Below are 17718 nucleotides of genomic sequence, written 5' to 3'. Positions count from 1 at the left end.
GCTGCCCTACCGAAGAAGAAGGTGTATCTCAATGACCCAGATTTCCGCAGAACCACGGCCGACCAGCCCCTCCGACGCCCGCCGCATCGCCGAGTCCGACGCATGGCTTGGACTCAAGGCCGCCGCCAGTGAATTCCAGGGTCTGCAGCTCAAGGACGGCTCCGTGGCCGAGCCCGAGCAGCGCGTCCGCGCCGGCGAGCTGGTCGACACGATCGTCGACTCCATCCAGACCCTGCGCGGCTTCTTCGCGCACGAGGCCGACTACCTGGACAAGCTCGTCGCAGACCTGAGGCGCTGGGCCGAGCAGGGCTTCGGCGTGCCGGACTTCCTCGATTCGCTCATGGAATTCCAGCCGCAGACCCAGCGCGTGGACGGGCTGATGCACCTGGTGCTCTTCCCGATGTACACCCAGAACGGATCCACCAACCGCCACCTCGAAGCGGTGCTGGTCCAGGTGATCTGGCCCGAGTTCATTTCGCAGCTCGAGGCCGGCGAGTACTCGAACAAGCTGTTCGTGCCGCTGCGCTTCATCGACTTCACCGCCGGCTACGACACCAACTCCGCGGTGCTCTTCCCGGAGTCGGTCGCGATCCGCGAGACCCCGTCGTTCACCTGGGGCGCGATCTTCCAGGACCGCGAGGCCGCGCGCTTCCGCAAGGTACTCAAGGCCGCCGCGCAGATCACCAACCTCGAACTGCCGGACGACGCCGCGGCGCTGCTCGAAGACCAGCAGCTGGCCGAAGAGGCGTTCATCATGTGGGACCTGATCCACGACCGCACCCACATGCGCGGGGACCTGCCCTTCGACCCGTTCATGATCAAGCAGCGCATGCCATTCTTCCTGTACTCGCTCGAGGAGCTGCGCTGCGATTTGACCGCGTTCCGCGAATGCATGAAGATCGCCGCCGATCCGAAGGCGGACGACAAGACCGCGAAGATGGCCAAGCTGGTGCAATACGCGGTGATCTTCGACCGGATCTTCCGCTTCGCGATCACCGGTTCGCGCGTGCGCAACTACGACGGCCTGGGCGGCCAGCTGCTGTTCGCCTGGATGCACCAGCACCACGTGCTGCATTGGACCGATACCAAGCTGCGCATCGACTGGGCCGAGGTGCCCGCGGTGGTCGCCGCGCTGGGCGACTCGATCGACGAACTGTACTGGAAGTCCATCGACCGCCCGAAGCTGGCCCACTGGCTGGCCGCCTACGAGCTGGTGTCCGCCACCGTCACCCCGCACCCGGCCTCGGTGTGGGCCAAGGGCCCTCAGGCGCTGCCGCTGACCGCGCCGCTGCGCGAGATCACCGACCAGGTGATGGACGACGAGTTCCCGCTGTCCATGTTCTACGAGGCGCTGTCCAAGAAGATGACCGCGGTCATCGAGTCCACTCGCGGCATGACCGGCGCTGACCGCATCTAGTCGGCCCTTTTCAGGCCCGCTTGATTTAGGCTAGGTACGTGAGCGAACAAACATTGGACCAGAAGCAGCAAGGCCGCAAGGCCCCGGTGGTTCTCATCGCCGGGGCCACCTCGGCATCCGGCATCGCCTGCGCGAAAGCGCTGATGGAGGCGGGAGCCAAGGTGCTGGCCATCGGCAGCGATGCGGATCGGCTGGTGGAGCGCATGCCGCGCGGCGTGCTGCGCTACCAGTGCGATCTTGCCTACCACCCGGCGGTCGAGCACCTGCGCGACACCATCCACGGCCAGCACGGCCCGATCGACGTGCTGCTGCACCTGGTCGGCGGCTGGCGCGGCGGCAAGTCGATCGCCGGGCAGAGCGACGAGGACTGGGATTTCCTGCACGAGTCGGTCATGACCACGCTGCGCAACACGAGCCGCGTGTTCGTCGACGACCTGGTGGCCTCCGAGGCCGGCCGGCTGGCGATCGTCAGCTCCGAATCGGTGCTGAACCCGACCCCCTCCAACGCGAACTACGGCGCCGTCAAGGCCGCCGCGGAGCACTGGGTCAACGCCGTGGCCCGGCTGTTCACCAAGCAGGCTCCGCAGGCCGCGGCCTTCAGCTGGGTGGTCAAGGCGCTCAGCGACAAACCGGCCGACCAGGCGCCCGAGGGGCACACCCCGGTCGAATTCCTGGCCAAGGCCGCGGTGGACGCGCTGCGGACAGACGCCGCGAAGCTCAACGGCACCCGCGTCGCGCTGCCCAAGGCCGGCGCGAAGGCCACGCCCGCGGCGCCCGAGGCCTAGCCCGCGCACGCCTGCCCGCAACCGCTCCCGGCGGCGGGCAGGCGTCGTGCCGCCACCGGCGCGGAACACCGCCCACCGGCCGATGCGCCGCGCCCACCATTTTCCCCGGCCCACCGGCCGGCCCCGACCAGCAAAGGACCTCACCCATCATGACCTTCAGCCACGACACGGCACTGCGCGGATTCGCCTCGGACAACTACTCGGGCGTGCACCCGCGGATCCTGGCGGCCATCGAGCGCGCCAACGGCGGCCACCAGATCTCCTACGGCGAGGACCAGTACACCGAACAGCTCGATGCGCTGGCGCGCGAATTGTTCGGCGAGCAGGCGGCGATCTTCCCTGTGTTCAACGGCACCGGCGCCAATGTCACCGCGCTGCAGTCGCTGCTGCCGCGCTGGGGTGCTGTCATCTGCGCCTCCAGCGCCCACATCAACGTGGACGAGAACGGCGCCCCAGAACGCGTGGGCGGCTTCAAGCTGCTGCAGGTGGACACCCCGGACGGCAAGCTGACCCCTGAATTGATCGACCAGCAGGCCTGGGGCTGGGGCGACGAGCACCGCGCGCAGCCGCTGGCCGTATCGATCACCCAGGCCACCGAGCTGGGCACGCTGTACACCCCCGAAGAGCTCAAGGCGATCACCGCGCATGCCCACCAGCTGGGCATGAAGGTGCACCTGGACGGCTCGCGGCTGTCCAACGCCGCCGCCTCGCTGGGCGTCCAGCTGCGCGAGCTGACCACCGACGCCGGGGTGGACATCGTCTCGCTGGGCGGCACCAAGAACGGCATGCTGCTGGGCGAGGGCATCCTGACGCTGCGCAGCGAGCTGGCCGCCGACATGAAGTACCTGCGCAAGATGAACATGCAGCTGGGCAGCAAGATGCGCTTCATCTCCGCGCAGCTGATCGAGCTCTACGGCACCGGGCTGTGGCGCGAGCTGGCCGGGCATTCGAACGCCATGGCCGCGAAGCTGGCCGCCGCGGTGCAGCGCATCGACGGCGTGGAACTGGTCTACCCGACCCAGGCCAACGGCGTGTTCGCGCAGCTGCCCACATTGGTCAGCGACGAGCTGCGCCAGCACTTCCGCTTCTACGACTGGGACCGCGCCGCCGGGCAGGTGCGCTGGATGTGCTCCTTCGACACCACCGAGGCCGACGTGGACGCCTTCACCGCGAAGCTCGAAGAACTGATGGGCCAGTTCGCGACCGCCTAGCTTCGAACTCCAGTTGGCCGCGGGCCGACCGGCGCGCCGTACCGCACCAGCGGTGCGGCGCGTTTTAGACTCTGACTGTGACCAATGAACGCCCTGCCGCCGCCACCCCGCCGGCCTTCGCCAAGGCTCTGGACGAGTTGTCCCGCGCCACGGTGCGCAAAGAGCTTCAGTTCACCGAAATCCCGGCCCCCGGACGCCTCGCGCCCTTCGCCCTGGCCCTGAGCGGGGACGTGCTAGAGCACGCCGGTCCCAGCCACGGTCGCCTCGGCAAGGAATTGGGCCGCACCCCGTTCCTGCAGCCGGCCGAGCAGCTGGCCACCGGCCGCTTCATCCTGCTCTACGACCCTGCCGGGCAGCAGCTGTGGAACGGCAAGTTCCGCATCGTCACCTACATCCGCGCCCGGCTCGAGAACGACATGGGGCAGGACTCCATGCTCGCCTCGGTCGCCTGGAGCTGGCTGGAGGACGCGTTGTGCGAACGCGGCGCGGCCTATCATTCGGCCGGCGGCACCGCCACGCGCGTGATCTCCGAATCCTTCGGCAACATGGCCGGGGAGCAGGACCACATCGACATCGAGCTGCGCGCCTCCTGGTCCCCCGAATCCGAAGACCTGGGGGTGCACCTGAGCGCCTGGGCGGACATGGTCTGCACCTTCGCCGGGCTGCCTCCGCTGCCCGAGGGCGTGCAGCAGCTGCCGCGCCGCCGCCTGAGCTAGCGCCGAAGTTCCCCGCGCGGTCTTAGAATGGAATCACCATGAGCAATTCCCAGCCGACCGCACCGTTATCCGCCTCCGACGACTCGCAGCCTTCCGCGCCGCCGCTGATCCCGCTCACCGCGCCGCGCGATGGCGTGCCCGAAGTCATCGACACCCCGCCGGCGCTGCGCCGCGCGGTGCGCGCCCTGCGCGCGGGAACCGGAGACCTGGCGGTGGACACCGAACGCGCCAGCGGCTTCCGCTACGGCCAGCGCGCCTTCCTGATCCAGATCCGCCGCGAAGGCGCCGGCACCTGGTTGATCGATCCGGAAACCCTGGAGGACCTGTCCCCGCTGGTCGAGTTCGCCAACGAGCAGCCATGGATCCTGCACGCCGCCACCCAGGACCTGCCCTGCCTGAACGAGCTGGGCCTGGCCCCGGCCTCGCTGTTCGACACCGAGCTGGCCGGGCGCTTGGCCGGATTCCCGCGCGTCTCGCTGGGCACCATGGTTGCCGAGCTGCTGGGCCTGGCGCTGGCCAAGGAGCACTCCGCCGCCGACTGGTCCACGCGCCCGCTGCCCGAATCCTGGCTGACCTACGCGGCGCTGGACGTCGAGGTGCTCGAAGAGCTGCGCCAGGAGGTCACCGGCGTGCTCGAGGAGCAGGGCAAGCTGGAGTTCGCCCGGCAGGAATTCGCCTTCGAGCTGATTCCGCCGCAGGTCGCCGAGGTGGCCGAGCCGTGGCGCAAGCTCTCGGGCATCCACAAGATCAAGAGCAAACGCAACCTGGCAGTGGCCCGCGAGCTGTGGCTTTCGCGCGAATCGCTGGCCAAGAGCCGCGATGTCGCCCCGGGCAGGCTGCTGCCGGACCGCGCCATCATGGCGGCGATCGAGCACCGGGCCAACTCGGTGCCGGCGCTGCTGCAGATCCCCGGTTTCCACGGGCGCAGCGTGAAGCGCGACGCCCCGCGCTGGCTGGATGCGGTGCGGCGCGGCCGCAGCACCCGCGACCTGCCCGAGCTGCGCACTGATAAGACCGGGCTGCCCAACCCGCGCGCCTGGAGCGAGAAGAACCCGAAGGCCGCGGACCGGCTGGCCGCCGCCAAGCTGGTGGTGACCGAGGTCAGCGAGGCCTGGAACATCCCCGCCGAAAACCTGCTGACCCCCAAGTTCCTGCGCGAACTGTGCTGGACTCCCCCGGCGGTGCTCAGCGAGGGCTCCATCGACGAGGCCCTGAGCGCGCTGGGCGCCCGCCCGTGGCAGCGCGAGCTGCTGGCCGGCAAGCTGGCCGCCGCGATGAAGGCCTAGCCGAAATTCGGGTTCACCTTCGCCCGGCCTGTGAACCGCACCGTTGCATACCGCTGCCGCATGCAGCACCCTGCCGCCGAGCCCTCGGCGCGGGTGCCGCATGCGGCTTTTGCGTCCCCTGCGGCCCCGATGCCGGCCAGCCGGCGGGATCTCCACTTGCGCTAAAAGTTACTCATGAGTAACGTATGAGGCAGGTCACTGTGACGGTGGCCACTGCCGGGCCCCTCCGGCAGGCAGAACCTACCCCGCAAGGAGCCCGCCGGTGAGTGCCAACACCACGACCGAGCACGAGAACGCAAGCAGAATGCTCGATGACCGCGACGTCGTCTTCATCGACGGGGTCCGCACCCCGTTCGGCCGCGCCGGCGAGAAGGGCATCTACCACGGCACCCGCGCCGACGACCTGGCAGTGAAGGCCGTGCGCGGCCTGCTGGAGCGCAACCCGCAGGTGCCGGCCGAGAAGATCGACGAGGTCTCGCTGGCGGCCACCACGCAGACCGGCGACCAGGGCCTGACCATCGGGCGCACCGTGGCGCTGCTCTCCGGCATCCCGCAGTCGGTGCCCGGCTACGCGATCGACCGCATGTGCGCCGGCGCGATGACCGCGGTGACCTCCACGGCCGGCGGCATCGCCTTCGGTGCCTACGACCTGGTCATCGCCGGCGGCGTGGAGCACATGGGCAACCACCCGATGGGCGCCGGGGCCGATCCGAACCCGCGCTTCGTATCCGAGCGCATCGTCGACCCGCAGGCGCTGAACATGGGCAACACCGCGGAGAACCTGCACGACCGCTTCCCCGCGATCACCAAGGAACGCGCCGACCGCTACGCGGTGGCCTCGCAGGCCAAGCTCGCCGCCGCCTACCAGAACCAGCAGATCCAGCCTGACCTGGTCTCCGTGGCCGCCAAGCGCCCGGGCGAAGGCTGGGCGGTGCACCGCGTGGACGAGCCGCCGCGCCCGGGAACCACCATGGAATCGCTGAGCGAACTGCGCACCCCCTTCCGCGCCCACGGCCGGGTCACCGCCGGCAATGCGGCAGGCCTGAACGACGGCGCCACCGCCGCGCTGCTGGCCAGCGGCCAAGCCGTGCGCGAGCTGGGGCTGGCCCCGAAGATGCGCCTGGTCTCCTTCGCCTTCGCCGGCGTCGCGCCGGACGTGATGGGCTACGGCCCGGTCCCCGCCACCGAGAAGGCACTGGCCAAGGCCGGGCTGGAGATTCAGGACATCGGATTATTCGAGATCAACGAGGCCTTCGCCGTGCAGGTGCTCTCCTTCCTTGACTACTACGGCATCGACCAGGAGGACCCGCGGGTGAACCGCTACGGCGGCGCCATCGCCGTCGGCCACCCGCTGGCCTCCTCCGGGGTGCGGCTGATGACCCAGCTGGCCCGCCAGTTCTCCGAGGACCACTCGGTACGCTACGGGATCACCACCATGTGCATCGGCCTGGGCATGGGCGGCACCGTCATCTGGGAAAACCCGAACCACCCCGACTTCGGCAGCAAGGCCTAAAGGAGCAGAACCATGACCGCAGCAACTTCACAGAACTTCTCGGACGTCGCCGAGCTCATGCGCGACGAGACCGTCACCCACTCGCTGGTCTCCGACGTCCTGCTGCCCAGCGGCAAGGTGCTGGCCCTGCTGACCCTGGACAACGGGCTGGACCACCGCAAGCCGACCACGCTGGGCCCCAACGGGCTGATCGAGCTGCGCGCCGCGCTGGAAACCCAGGCCGAGCGCGCCAAGGCCGGGGCGATCCACGCGCTGGCCATCACCGGCAAGCCGCACTTCCTGATCGCCGGCGCGGATTTGTCCGCGGTCACCCGGCTGCGCTCCCCCGAGCAGGGCAGCGCCATGGCCTCCCTGGGCCACCACGCCTACGACCTGCTAGCCGACCTGGGTGTGCCGACCTTCGCCTTCGTCAACGGACTGGCCCTGGGCGGAGGCCTGGAAATTGCGCTGGCCTGCACCTACCGCACCGTCAGCACCGCCGCCGGCGCGCTGGGCCTGCCCGAGGCGTTCCTCGGGCTGATTCCGGGCTGGGCCGGCGTCTACCGCCTGCCGCGCCTGGTGGGCCCGGAGAACGCACTGAAGGTCATGATCGAGAACCCGCTGAACAACAACAAGACCCTCTCCGGGCCTGCCGCCTACAAGATGGGTGTAGCCGATGCCCTGTTCGAGCCGGCGGACTTCATTGAGCATTCGGTCGCGTTCGTCGACGGCGTGCTCAACGGAGAGCTCGAGGTGCGACGCCCCAACGCGGTGGACCCGCGCGATCCCGAGGTGGCCCGCCGCTGGCTGGAGGCCGCGGATGCCGCGCAGGCGTTCGTCGACGCGAAGCTGCACGGCGCCGCCCCCGCCCCGTCCAAGGTGCTGGAGGTCTTCCGCCAGGGCCTGACCCTGACCCAGCCCGAATCGGCGCAGCTGGAAATCCAAGCACTGACCGAGCTGATGGGCAGCAGGCAGTTCCAGAACACCATCTACGCCTTCTTCGACCTGGTGCAGAAGCGCGGCAAGCGCCCGGCCGGAGCGCCCGACGCCAGGCTGGCCCGCCCGGTGACCAAGGTCGGCATCGTCGGGGCCGGGCTGATGGCCAGCCAACTGGCACTGCTGTTCGTGCGCCGGCTGAACGTGCCGGTGGTCATCACCGACCTTGACCAGTCGCGCATCGACAAGGGACTGGGCTACATCCACGGCGAGATCGACAAGCTGCATGCCAAGGACCGGATGAGCCAGGACGCGGTCAACCGCGCCAAGGCGCTGGTCTCCGGCTCGGTCTCCAAGGAGGGCTTCGCCGACGCGGACTTCGTCATCGAGGCGGTCTTCGAGGAGCTGGGCGTGAAGAAGCAGGTCTTCGCCGAGGTCGAGGCGGTCGTCTCCCCCGAGTGCGTGCTGGCCACCAATACCTCCTCGCTCTCGGTCACCGAGATGGGCCGGGACCTGATGCACCCCGAACGCCTGGTGGGCTTCCACTTCTTCAACCCGGTGGCCCTCATGCCGCTGCTGGAGATCGCCGCCACCGAATGGACCAGCGACACCGCGCTGTCCACCGCGTTCGTGCTGGGCAAGGCGCTGAGGAAAACCACCGTGCTCGCCCAGGATGCGGCGGCGTTTGTGGTCAACCGCGTGCTGCTGCGCCTGCTCAGCGAGGTCCAGGCGGCCTTTGACGAAGGCACCGACGCCAAGACCGCGGACAACGCCCTGTCCAGCATGGGCCTGCCGATGACCCCGTTCACCCTGCTGTCGATGGTCGGGCTGCCTGTGGCCCAGCATGTCACCGAATCCCTGCACGCCGCCTTCGGCGACCGTTTCGCGGTGTCGCAGAACCTGCAGAAGCTGATCGACGCGAAGGTCACCTCGCTGTGGGTCTCCGACGAGCAGGGCGGCCAGGTGCTGAACCCGGCAGCGGCGCAGGTCATCATGCAAGGAAGCAACCCGTCAAGTGCGGAGCAGATCCTGGCTCGGGTCCAGGACGCGCTGGCCCAGGAGATCGGCTTGCTGCTCTCCGAGGGTGTGGTGGCCGAAGCGGCCGACGTGGACCTGTGCATGATCACCGGCGCGGGCTGGCCGATGCACCTGGGCGGCATCACTCCGTACCTCGACCAGGTCGGCGCCTCCGAACGCGTCAACGGAGCAAAGTTCAACAACTGACCAGGCGCATCACTGCGGGGTCCTTGGCGGCGGCATGCGCCGGCCGAGGGCCCCGCCGTCGTGTTCTGCAACTGGAGGGAAGCGCTAGGCCCGCTCGTACTGCGCCAGCGCGACCCCGGATTCGAAGGCCTGCACGGAGGTGCTGCGCCAGGGCTGCGGCTGGTAGGAGCGGTCGCCGAACAGCCGGATGCCGCCGCCGAAGGTCACCGGGTTGATCTTCAGCGCCAGCTGGTCGATCTCCTCGGCCAGTGCGGCGGCCAGCGAGCCGCCGCCGCACAGCCAGATGTCCTTGCCGTCTTCCTTTTTCAGTTCGCGCACCAGCTGCACCGGATCCCGGTCCGTGAACAGCACGTCCTGGCTGCCTTCCGGGCCCTGCCGTCCGTGCGTGAACACGACCTGGCGAAGGTGGGCGTAGGGGCTGGCCAGATGCTGGTCGGGCATCCCGACCGCGTAGGTGTTCCATCCCATCAGCACGGTGTCGAAGGGCCCGTCCTGGATTGGGATACCCACGGCTTCGGCCAGGACGGTGGGCACGGTGCCGCGGAACTGCTCGCCGATGGCTTGCATGTGGTCCCCCTCGGCGAGGAACGCGTCGAATTCCCCTGCCGGTCCGGCGATGAATCCATCCAGGCTTACCGCCACGTAGTAGGTCAAGGTGCGCATGGGTTCTCCTCGGCTCGGGGTCCTTCTCCGCTGGCATTGGCGAATTCGCCCACTCTACAGAGATACGGCGTCCGGAAACAGGGTGTGGTGCGCCTTCTTGGCGACGTCACAGATAATTCTGCAACAATGAAGCCATGACTGACTTCGCCCGACCAGCCCGCCGCACGTTCATGTGCGCCTCCGCCGCGATCGGTTCGGCAGCCCTGCTAACCGCCTGCGGCAACAGAGAATCAGCGGTTGAAACCCCAGAGGCCAATTCCATCCCCGAACCGAGCGGCGAAGGCCAGGTGCTGATGCCGGTCTCGGACCTGCCGGTCGGCTCGCGCGCCTCGGCGCCGGCCACCTACCCGGACGGCAGCGCGACCGCGGTCATGGTGTTCCGCCCGGATGAGAAGACCGTGCTGGCCTACTCGAACAAGTGCACCCACCAGGGCTGCGCGCTGACGCCGAAGTCGCAGGACGAGAACTTCTACTGCGCCTGCCATGGCTCGAAGTTCGCCCCGAAGGACGGCACCGTGGTGGCCGGCCCGGCCAAGGCGGCGCTGCCGCGCTACGCCGCGGAAATCAAGGACAAGAACATCGTCGTCTACGTCACCGCCGACGCATAGATCCCTGCTGGTTTGCTGTCGCTTAAAGCGCCATGCGGCGGACTCCCCGATTCGGGGGTTCCGCCGCATGGTGTTTTTAAGCTCCGTTTAGAACGGCGCGATCTTCTCCGGGGCCGGGAAGATCTCGTCCAGCTCCGCGCGCTCGGCCGGGGTCGGCACCCAGCTGACTGCCTCCGCGTTGGCCGTGATCTGCTCGGGACGGGTGGCTCCGGCGATCACCGAGGCGACCGGTTGCTGGGCCGCCAGCCAGGAGAAGGCCAGCTGGATCTCGGTGAGCCCGCGCGCTGCGGCGAAGTCGGCGAACTTCTGCAGCTGCTCGAAGTTGCTGGATTCCACCAGGTACTGCCGTGAATGCGTCAGGCGGCTTCCTTCGGGCGCGTGGCCCTTGGAGTACTTGCCGGTGAGCAGCCCGTTGGCCAGCGGGAAGTACGGAAGCACGCCGAGCCCGAATTCCCTCGCAGCCGGAAGCACCTCCAGCTCTGCGCGGCGGTCGATGAGGTTGTAGTGGTTCTGGGCGGAGATGAAGCGTTCGGTGCCAAGCTCCCGGGCCACGTACTCGGCCTGCGCGATCTGCCAGCCGGACCGGTTTGAATGCCCGATGTAGCGGACCTTCCCGCTGGCCACCAGGTCGTCCAGCACCCGCAGGGTCTCCTCGATCGGGGTATTCGGATCCGGGGTGTGGAACTGGAACAGGTCGATGTAGTCGGTGCCCAGACGCTTCAGCGAGGCCTCGACCGCCTTGACGACATAGCGGCGCGATCCGCGCGCTGAGAAGTCTGGCCCATTGACCCCGCGCATGTCCATGCCGAATTTGGTGGCGAGGATGATGTCCCCGCGGGCGCTGCCCAGCGCGGCGCCCAGGCGGATTTCGGAAAGGCCCGGTTCACGCCCGTAGGTGTCGGCCACGTCGAACAGCGTGATTCCTGCCTCCAGCGCGGCATGGACGACCGCGTTGGTCCCCTCCTGGGACTCGGTGGCGGTACCGGTCCGCCCCAGGTTGTTGCAGCCCAGACCGACGACGGAAACACTCAGGCCGCTGCGGCCAAGTTGGCGGAATTCCATGGACACCTCTTCACTTCATAGTTGTGCTCCGCTTCACTGGAGCGTCGTATACCCATAGGCTATCTGCTAGGTCTCCGCGCCCCGGCATTCAGTCTCAATTCACTACAATGCATATTTATCCATTAGGATGGAAACATGTCTAAAGTTCTTACCAATCTCCCAGTAGGCGAGCGCGTCGGTATCGCGTTCTCCGGTGGCCTCGACACCTCCGTTGCCGTCGCCTGGATGCGCCACAACGGCGCCATCCCGTACACCTACACCGGCGATCTCGGCCAGTACGACGAGCCGGACATCGACGCCGTTCCGGGCCGCGCCCTGGAGTACGGCGCCGAGGCTTCGCGCCTGGTCGACTGCAAGCCGGGCCTGGTCGAAGAGGGATTCGCCGCCCTGGCCTGCGGCGCCTTCCACATCCGCTCGGGCGGAAAGTCGTACTTCAACACGACCCCGCTGGGCCGCGTGGTCACCGGCACCCTGCTGGTGCGCGCCATGCGCGAGGACGGCGTGGACGTCTGGGGCGATGGTTCGACCTACAAGGGCAACGACATCGAGCGCTTCTACCGCTACGGCCTGATGGCCAACCCGAAGCTGCGCATCTACAAGCCGTGGCTCGACCCGCAGTTCGTCGCTGAACTGGGCGGTCGCCAGGAGATGAGCGAGTGGATGGTCGCCCACGGCTTCCCCTACCGCGACTCGGCTGAGAAGGCCTACTCCACCGACGCCAACATCTGGGGCGCCACCCACGAGGCGAAGACCCTGGAGCTGCTGAACAGCTCGATCGAGAACGTCGAGCCGATCATGGGCGTGAAGTACTGGGACGAAAGCGTTGAGATCACCTCGGAAGATGTTTCCGTCACCTTCTCCGCCGGCCGCCCGGTCGCCATCAACGGCAAGGAATACGTCGACCCGGTAGCCCTGGTCAACGAGGCGAACATCATCGGCGGACGCCACGGCCTGGGCATGAGCGACCAGATCGAGAACCGCATCATCGAAGCCAAGTCCCGCGGCATCTACGAGGCTCCGGGCATGGCGCTGCTGTTCATCGCCTACGAGCGCCTGGTCAACGCGATCCACAACGAAGACACCGTGGCCAGCTACCACAACGAAGGCCGCCGCCTGGGCCGCCTGATGTACGAAGGCCGCTGGCTGGATCCGCAGGCCCTGATGCTGCGCGAGTCCCTGCAGCGCTGGGTCGGCTCGGCCATCACCGGCACCGTGACCATCCGCCTGCGCCGCGGCGACGACTACACCATCGTCGACACCACCGGCGAGAACCTGAGCTACCACCCGGACAAGCTGTCCATGGAGCGCGTGGGCGACGCCGCCTTCGGCCCGGTGGACCGCATCGGCCAGCTGACCATGCGCAACCTGGACATCGCCGATTCCCGCGGCCGCCTGGAGCAGTACGCTGCCATGGGCCTGGTCGGCGGCACCACCGCCAAGCTGGTGGGCTCGCTGGAGGCCGGCGGCGCCGACGCGATCGTCGACGCCACCCCGGTGGACAGCGACGAGCTGGCTACCGACCGCGTCAACGAGCTGGCCGCCTTCGATTCAGGCACCGACTAGGCTCCGACGCCCCGGCGTTGAACGCTAAGAGCTCGGGCGGATGCTTCCTTGATTGGAAGCATCCGCCCGAGCTTTTTTGTTGCCTGGACCCCTGCGCGGCCTGCGCGCAGGGTTGCAGCGCGGCGGGGTTTAGGAGGTCAGCCCGTTGAGCGCCGCCAGGGACTGCAGGGCCATGATGAATCCGACCAGCGCGAGGAACCTGAGGGTGCCGTGCAAGGCCGCCCCGAGCCGGGTGTCCTTCGCCGGGAGCGTGACCGCTTCGTCCGCCAGCCAGGTGACCAGCGTGATCACGGTGCCGATCAACGCGATCTGCTCCTCGGGAAGCGACATCGTCTTGGCCAGCGCGAGCCCCGCGGAAAAGCCGACCAGCACCTGGGCGGCCGGCCACAGCATCGCTTTCAGGGTGCGGCGGGGCTTGGCCCGCTCGACGGCCACAGCTAGGCTTCGATCAGCTGCAGCAGCGGGCTGACCGCGATGGTGAAGCCGACCAGCGAGACGATGCGCAGCACCAGCCGGATGCGGGCGCCGGAGGTGGTGTTGGGTTCCGGAAGGCGGAATCCCTGCTCGACGATCCAGGCGGCGATCACCACGATCACGCCGGCCAGCGCCAGCTGCGCGTGGTCGACGCCGGAGAACAGCGAGGTGATGCCGATGCCGATGATGACGCCCACGCAGGCCTGGAACACCAGATGCAGCGGCACCCGGGTGGCCCCCAGGTGGGTTGGCTTGCGCTTGGCGCCGGCGTTGTCGTCCCGGTCTTCTTGAGGAATCATGAGTCCCTACTTCTGCTTGTCGTTGTGCGCGCCGTCGCCGGGCGCGAAATCTTGAAGTGTCCGGCACAGCAGCACTCCGGCTCCCCCGGTGAAGTGGACCGTGCCGAATCCGGCGGCCCGCGCCCCGAGGGTGAATCCCAGCGAACGCTGCAGCGCAAGCGAGGCGGTGTTCCGCGCATTCACCACGCACCAGGCGGCATCCGCCCGCTGCGCCACCCAGCTCAGCCTGGCCAGGCCCAAGGCCGTGGCCACTCCGCGGCGCTGCCAGCCGGGGTCGATCTCGACCCCGCCCAGGTGGTAGCCCGCCGGGGCCACCGGGTCCTGCGGATCCCACCACTGCGCCTTGGCCCAGCCGACCAGGCGCCCGTCCTCGGACATGGCGGCCAGCAGGCACCCGCCGGGAGCGAAGCGCTCCGGGGCGCTGGTGCGGCCCAGGCTGCGCGACAGCTCGCGCACGGCGCGGTAGTCCTGCGGAACCAGTGGCCGGATGCCCACCATGGATGCGCGCCGCGGAGCCTAGTCGAGGCTGAACGGCTTGGGCGGCATCGGGTAGGCCATTCGCGCCTGATCCAGGCCGTCGTACGGGGCGGTGGCGATGACCATCTTGGTGAAGTCCAGCTTGGCTTCGCGGATGCAGACCTTGATGGCGTTGACCGCGAGCTTCGGGGCTGGCGAGAGGATGCGGATGTTCAGCTTGCGGTTGCCGAAGTCGCTGGATTCCACGGTGCCCAGGCCACGCCAGGCCAGGTGACCGGCCAGCGCCTCGGTGGCCTTGTTCTGCAGGTACTTGTCGCGCGCGGTGCCCTCGGCGGTCTTCAGCGCGTACTGCACGATGACCCAGGACTGCTCCTGGTCGGAGAGCTCCTTGTAGCCCTCGGCGGCGCAGGCCTCGGCGAAACCGGCGAACAGCTCGTCGGCGCGGTCGGCGGTGACGTCCTGCACCTCGCTGGTCTGCGACATGTGGCCCACCGGACCGTGGTTGACCACGAACTGGCCCAGCTCTTCGTCCTCGAACTGCTGGAACCACGCTTCGCGGAACTGCAGTTCGTTCTTCTCGTTCATCCGGTAGGTGCGAATGATCGCCATCGGTCTCCCCCAGGGGTTGGTTTCTCGGTGTTTTGTCTCAAAGTGCGTGGTGTTGCCGGCTCAGCCGACGTGCTGCAGGCTGCGGGCCCGGACCAGCCAGCGCCGCCGGTGCTCGGCGTTGAATGGCGCCGCGTCAGCGCGGACCGCATCGAGCAGCACCTTGCTTTCGGCGCGGATCGAGCGCTGCAGGGCCTCGGGATAGCCCATGCTCAGGCGGTGCTGGTCGAACTCGTCCTCGTCGTCCAGGAAGGTGCCGCGGCTGTGCGAGCGGATCACGTCGAGGTCCAGGTCGATGGAGTTCACTTCCCAGGCCCCGCGCTTCATCCGCCGCCAGCCGATGCTGCCGGCCAGGTCGATGTAGATGTCGAAGTCCTCGTCCGGATCGTCGTACAGCGTGGCGATCCACTGGCCTTCGGAGGGGAACAGGCACAGCGCGTCGCAGGCGGCCAGGTGCGCGGTTCCCGGACGAGAGACCAGCGATCCGGCCGGCTGGTGCACCCAGTGGCCGTACTCGTCGGAGCCGAGGTAGAAGCCGGGCACCACCCAGTGCGGGCTGGCGTCGTACTTCCAGGCGCGGGCCACCACCAGCGCGCCGGCGGCGACGCTCGCAGGGTTGCGGGGCAGCCCTTCGGGGCAGCCGGGCTGGGCGCTCACAGCTTGGGGATCTGTCCGGTGGGCAGGTCCTGGCCGGGCAGCGGCCGGGCGAAGGGGACCTTGGTGCCCAGCACCTGGGCCAGCGTGTCCCGGGCGACCTGCTGGGCGGTCAGGCCGACGCGCTCCAGCACCTCGGCACGGGTGCCGTGGGCCAGGAACTTGGTGGGCAGGCCCACCTCGTTCAGCGCGGTGTCCACCCCGGCGGCGCGCATCTCGGTGCGCAGGCGCGAACCGACGCCGCCGGCGCGCACCCCGTCCTCGATGCAGACCACGATGCGGTGGCGGGCGGCCAGCGAAATCACGGAGGACGGCATGGGCAGCACCCAGCGGGGGTCGACCACCGTCACCGAGACGCCCTGGCTGTTCAGCCGCTGGGCCACGTCCAGGGACAGCTCGCTCATCGCTCCGACGGAGACGATCAGCACGTCCGGCGCGGCGCGGTCGCCCAGCCGGGCCAGCACGTCCACGCCGTCGGGCAGCCGGTCGATGGACTCGACCTCTTCGCCCACGGAGCCCTTGGAGAAGCGCACCACGCTCGGGGCGTCGTTGATGTCCATGGCTTCGCGCAGTTCCTCGCGCAGGCGGGTGGCGTCGCGCGGGGCCGCCAGGTGCAGGTTCGGGATGATCTGGGTCAGCGCCATGTCCCACATGCCATGGTGGCTGGCGCCGTCCGGGCCGGTCACGCCGGCGCGGTCAAGCACGATGGTGACCCCTGCCTTGTGCAGCGCGACGTCCATCAGCAGCTGGTCGAAGGCGCGATTCAGGAAGGTCGCGTAGACGCACACCACCGGGTGCAGGCCGCCGAAGGCCAGGCCGGCCGCGGTGGTCATCGCATGCTGCTCGGCGATGCCCACGTCCAGCACGCGGTCCGGGTGGGCGTCGGACATCTTCTTCAGGCCCACCGGCAGCAGCATGGCGCCGGTGATCGCCACAACGTCCTCGCGCTCGTCGGCGATCTTGGCGATCTCGTCGCCGAAGACGCTGGTCCAGCTCTGCGCGCTGGGCTTGGCGACCGGGGCGCCGGTGGCAGGGTCGATGACGCCCACCGCGTGGAACTGGTCGGCCTCGTCGGCCAGGGCCGGCGCGTAGCCGTGGCCCTTCTCGGTCAGCGCGTGCACCAGCACGGGACCGCCGTACTGCTTGGCCTGCTGGAGCGCTTCCTCCACGGCGGCGAGATTGTGGCCGTCGATCGGGCCGATGTACTTCAGGCCAAGGTCCTCGAAGAGCCCCTGCGGGGCCCACCAGTCCTTGATGCCCTTCTTGGTGGCATGCAGCGACTTGTAGGTGAAGCTGCCGACCGGGCCGGAATCCTTCAGCCGGCCCTTGAGCTTGTCCATGGCGGACTCGTAGGCGGGGTGGGTGCGGAACTTGTCCAGCTGCTGGCGCAGTCCCGCGAGCTGGTCGGCCAGGCCGCCGATGGTTGGGGCGTAGGAGCGGCCGTTATCGTTGACCACGATCACCGCCTTGCGTTCCTTGTCAGCGGCGATGTTGTTCACCGCTTCCCAGACCATGCCGCCGGTCAGCGCGCCGTCGCCCACCAGGCCCACGGCATAGCTTTCGGTGCGGCCGGTCAGCTTATTGGCCCGGGAGATGCCGTCGATCCAGGACAGCGAGGACGAGGCGTGGGAGGACTCGACGATGTCGTGCTCGGATTCGCCGCGGTCGGGGTAGCCTGACAGGCCGCCCTGCTGGCGCAGCGTTTCGAAGTTCTGGCGCCCGGTGAGCAGCTTGTGCACGTAGGACTGGTGGCCGGTGTCGAACACGATGGAATCGGTCGGCGAATCGAACACGCGGTGCATGGCGATGGTCAGTTCCACCACGCCGAGGTTCGGCCCCAGGTGGCCGCCGGTGCGGGCGACGTTGTCGATGAGGAAGGCGCGGATCTCCTGCGCAAGTTGGGTGAGCTGATCCAGGGTAAGCGCCCGCAGGTCGCTTGGTTTTTTAATGGTCCCGAGTAAAGACACAGTCATCCCCTTCACATTTCTGCCCATGCGGGCACCGCAAGTCCGTGCGAAACAACTAGTCTATCGCGCACTTGACTGCTCCCATTATCCGCCACCTTTTGGGCTGGAACCAATTTTTCGATGATGATGTTGGCTACGCCCAGCTTGGCCGCGGTCGCGACGACGGAAAAGAAACTAGAAGCTGTCGAATTTCCCTCTTTCCACCCTCGCGCCGCGTAGGTAAAATGAGCCTAATTCTGGACACGGGGCTTTCCACCTCGCGAATCTGCTAAGTCTTC

17 protein-coding genes are annotated in these 17718 nt (G+C 68.3%); 9 read left to right on the top strand and 8 right to left on the bottom strand.

What is annotated here, in order from left to right; translation table 11 throughout:
* Positions 1–31: 31 nt before the first annotated feature.
* The 7 genes from ATC04_RS07755 (at position 32) to ATC04_RS07725 (ending at position 9067) form a co-directional block, all read left to right on the top strand.
* Entirely contained in the window at positions 32–1417 is a 1386-nt protein-coding gene (locus tag ATC04_RS07755; RefSeq protein WP_047119418.1) for a DUF6421 family protein, read from the top strand.
* Positions 1418–1455: 38 nt separating this feature from the next.
* A complete protein-coding gene (locus ATC04_RS07750; protein ID WP_047119419.1) occupies positions 1456–2202 on the top strand; it encodes an SDR family oxidoreductase in 747 nt (248 codons plus the stop codon).
* A 149-nt stretch (positions 2203–2351) separates the two neighbouring features.
* Positions 2352–3413 carry a low specificity L-threonine aldolase gene (locus ATC04_RS07745; RefSeq protein WP_047119420.1) on the top strand — a complete coding sequence of 354 codons (1062 nt, stop codon included), beginning with the start codon at positions 2352–2354 and terminating at the stop codon, positions 3411–3413.
* A gap of 77 nt (positions 3414–3490) precedes the next feature.
* Positions 3491–4129, top strand: a complete 639-nt coding sequence (locus tag ATC04_RS07740) for a DUF3000 domain-containing protein (RefSeq protein ID WP_047119421.1) — start codon at positions 3491–3493, stop codon at positions 4127–4129.
* Positions 4130–4167: 38 nt separating this feature from the next.
* Positions 4168–5415 (top strand): HRDC domain-containing protein, encoded by a 1248-nt coding sequence (locus tag ATC04_RS07735; RefSeq protein ID WP_047119422.1) that lies wholly within the window; start codon positions 4168–4170, stop codon positions 5413–5415.
* Positions 5416–5719: 304 nt separating this feature from the next.
* Positions 5720–6928, top strand: a complete 1209-nt coding sequence (locus ATC04_RS07730) for an acetyl-CoA C-acyltransferase (RefSeq protein ID WP_047120778.1) — start codon at positions 5720–5722, stop codon at positions 6926–6928.
* 12 nt (positions 6929–6940) lie between these two features.
* A complete protein-coding gene (locus ATC04_RS07725) occupies positions 6941–9067 on the top strand; it encodes a 3-hydroxyacyl-CoA dehydrogenase NAD-binding domain-containing protein (protein WP_047119423.1) in 2127 nt (708 codons plus the stop codon).
* Positions 9068–9151: 84 nt separating this feature from the next.
* Here ATC04_RS07725 and ATC04_RS07720 read toward each other — a convergent pair whose 3' ends face one another.
* On the bottom strand, positions 9152–9730 hold the full coding sequence (locus ATC04_RS07720; protein WP_047119424.1) for a dihydrofolate reductase family protein: 579 nt from the start codon (positions 9728–9730) through the stop codon (positions 9152–9154).
* Positions 9731–9864: 134 nt separating this feature from the next.
* On the opposite strand from ATC04_RS07720, the gene ATC04_RS07715 reads away from it, so the two are divergent.
* Positions 9865–10338 carry a Rieske (2Fe-2S) protein gene (locus tag ATC04_RS07715; RefSeq protein ID WP_047119425.1) on the top strand — a complete coding sequence of 158 codons (474 nt, stop codon included), beginning with the start codon at positions 9865–9867 and terminating at the stop codon, positions 10336–10338.
* An 87-nt stretch (positions 10339–10425) separates the two neighbouring features.
* Here the strand turns inward: ATC04_RS07715 and ATC04_RS07710 are convergent, their stop codons facing one another.
* A complete protein-coding gene (locus tag ATC04_RS07710) occupies positions 10426–11400 on the bottom strand; it encodes an aldo/keto reductase (RefSeq protein ID WP_047119426.1) in 975 nt (324 codons plus the stop codon).
* A 135-nt stretch (positions 11401–11535) separates the two neighbouring features.
* Between ATC04_RS07710 and argG the strand changes: the two genes are divergently transcribed.
* Positions 11536–12963, top strand: a complete 1428-nt coding sequence (gene argG, locus ATC04_RS07705; RefSeq protein WP_047119427.1) for an argininosuccinate synthase — start codon at positions 11536–11538, stop codon at positions 12961–12963.
* 129 nt (positions 12964–13092) lie between these two features.
* Here argG and ATC04_RS07700 read toward each other — a convergent pair whose 3' ends face one another.
* The 6 genes from ATC04_RS07700 to dxs are packed head-to-tail and all read right to left on the bottom strand — an operon-like array spanning position 13093 to position 17440.
* The gene (locus tag ATC04_RS07700) at positions 13093–13356 is read right to left on the bottom strand and encodes a hypothetical protein (protein ID WP_146955824.1); all 264 of its coding nucleotides are present in this window, start codon (positions 13354–13356) and stop codon (positions 13093–13095) included.
* Positions 13357–13400: 44 nt separating this feature from the next.
* Positions 13401–13736, bottom strand: a complete 336-nt coding sequence (locus tag ATC04_RS07695) for a hypothetical protein (RefSeq protein ID WP_047119429.1) — start codon at positions 13734–13736, stop codon at positions 13401–13403.
* A 6-nt stretch (positions 13737–13742) separates the two neighbouring features.
* Complete coding sequence (locus ATC04_RS07690) at positions 13743–14234, bottom strand: GNAT family N-acetyltransferase (protein ID WP_047119430.1); 492 nt, start codon at positions 14232–14234, stop codon at positions 13743–13745.
* Between the two features lie 18 nt (positions 14235–14252).
* Positions 14253–14822, bottom strand: a complete 570-nt coding sequence (locus ATC04_RS07685) for a hypothetical protein (protein WP_047119431.1) — start codon at positions 14820–14822, stop codon at positions 14253–14255.
* Between the two features lie 60 nt (positions 14823–14882).
* The gene (locus ATC04_RS07680) at positions 14883–15476 is read right to left on the bottom strand and encodes a DUF402 domain-containing protein (RefSeq protein ID WP_047119432.1); all 594 of its coding nucleotides are present in this window, start codon (positions 15474–15476) and stop codon (positions 14883–14885) included.
* Positions 15473–17440, bottom strand: coding sequence for a 1-deoxy-D-xylulose-5-phosphate synthase (dxs, locus tag ATC04_RS07675; RefSeq protein ID WP_047120779.1), 1968 nt, complete (start codon positions 17438–17440; stop codon positions 15473–15475). The genes ATC04_RS07680 and dxs overlap by 4 nt, the downstream gene beginning before the upstream one ends.
* Positions 17441–17718 lie beyond the last annotated feature (278 nt).

The organism is Arthrobacter sp. YC-RL1 (assembly GCF_001454985.1).
GTDB classification, from domain to species: Bacteria; Actinomycetota; Actinomycetes; order Actinomycetales; family Micrococcaceae; genus Glutamicibacter; species Glutamicibacter soli.
This window is presented reverse-complemented; position numbering and strand designations above follow the sequence as displayed.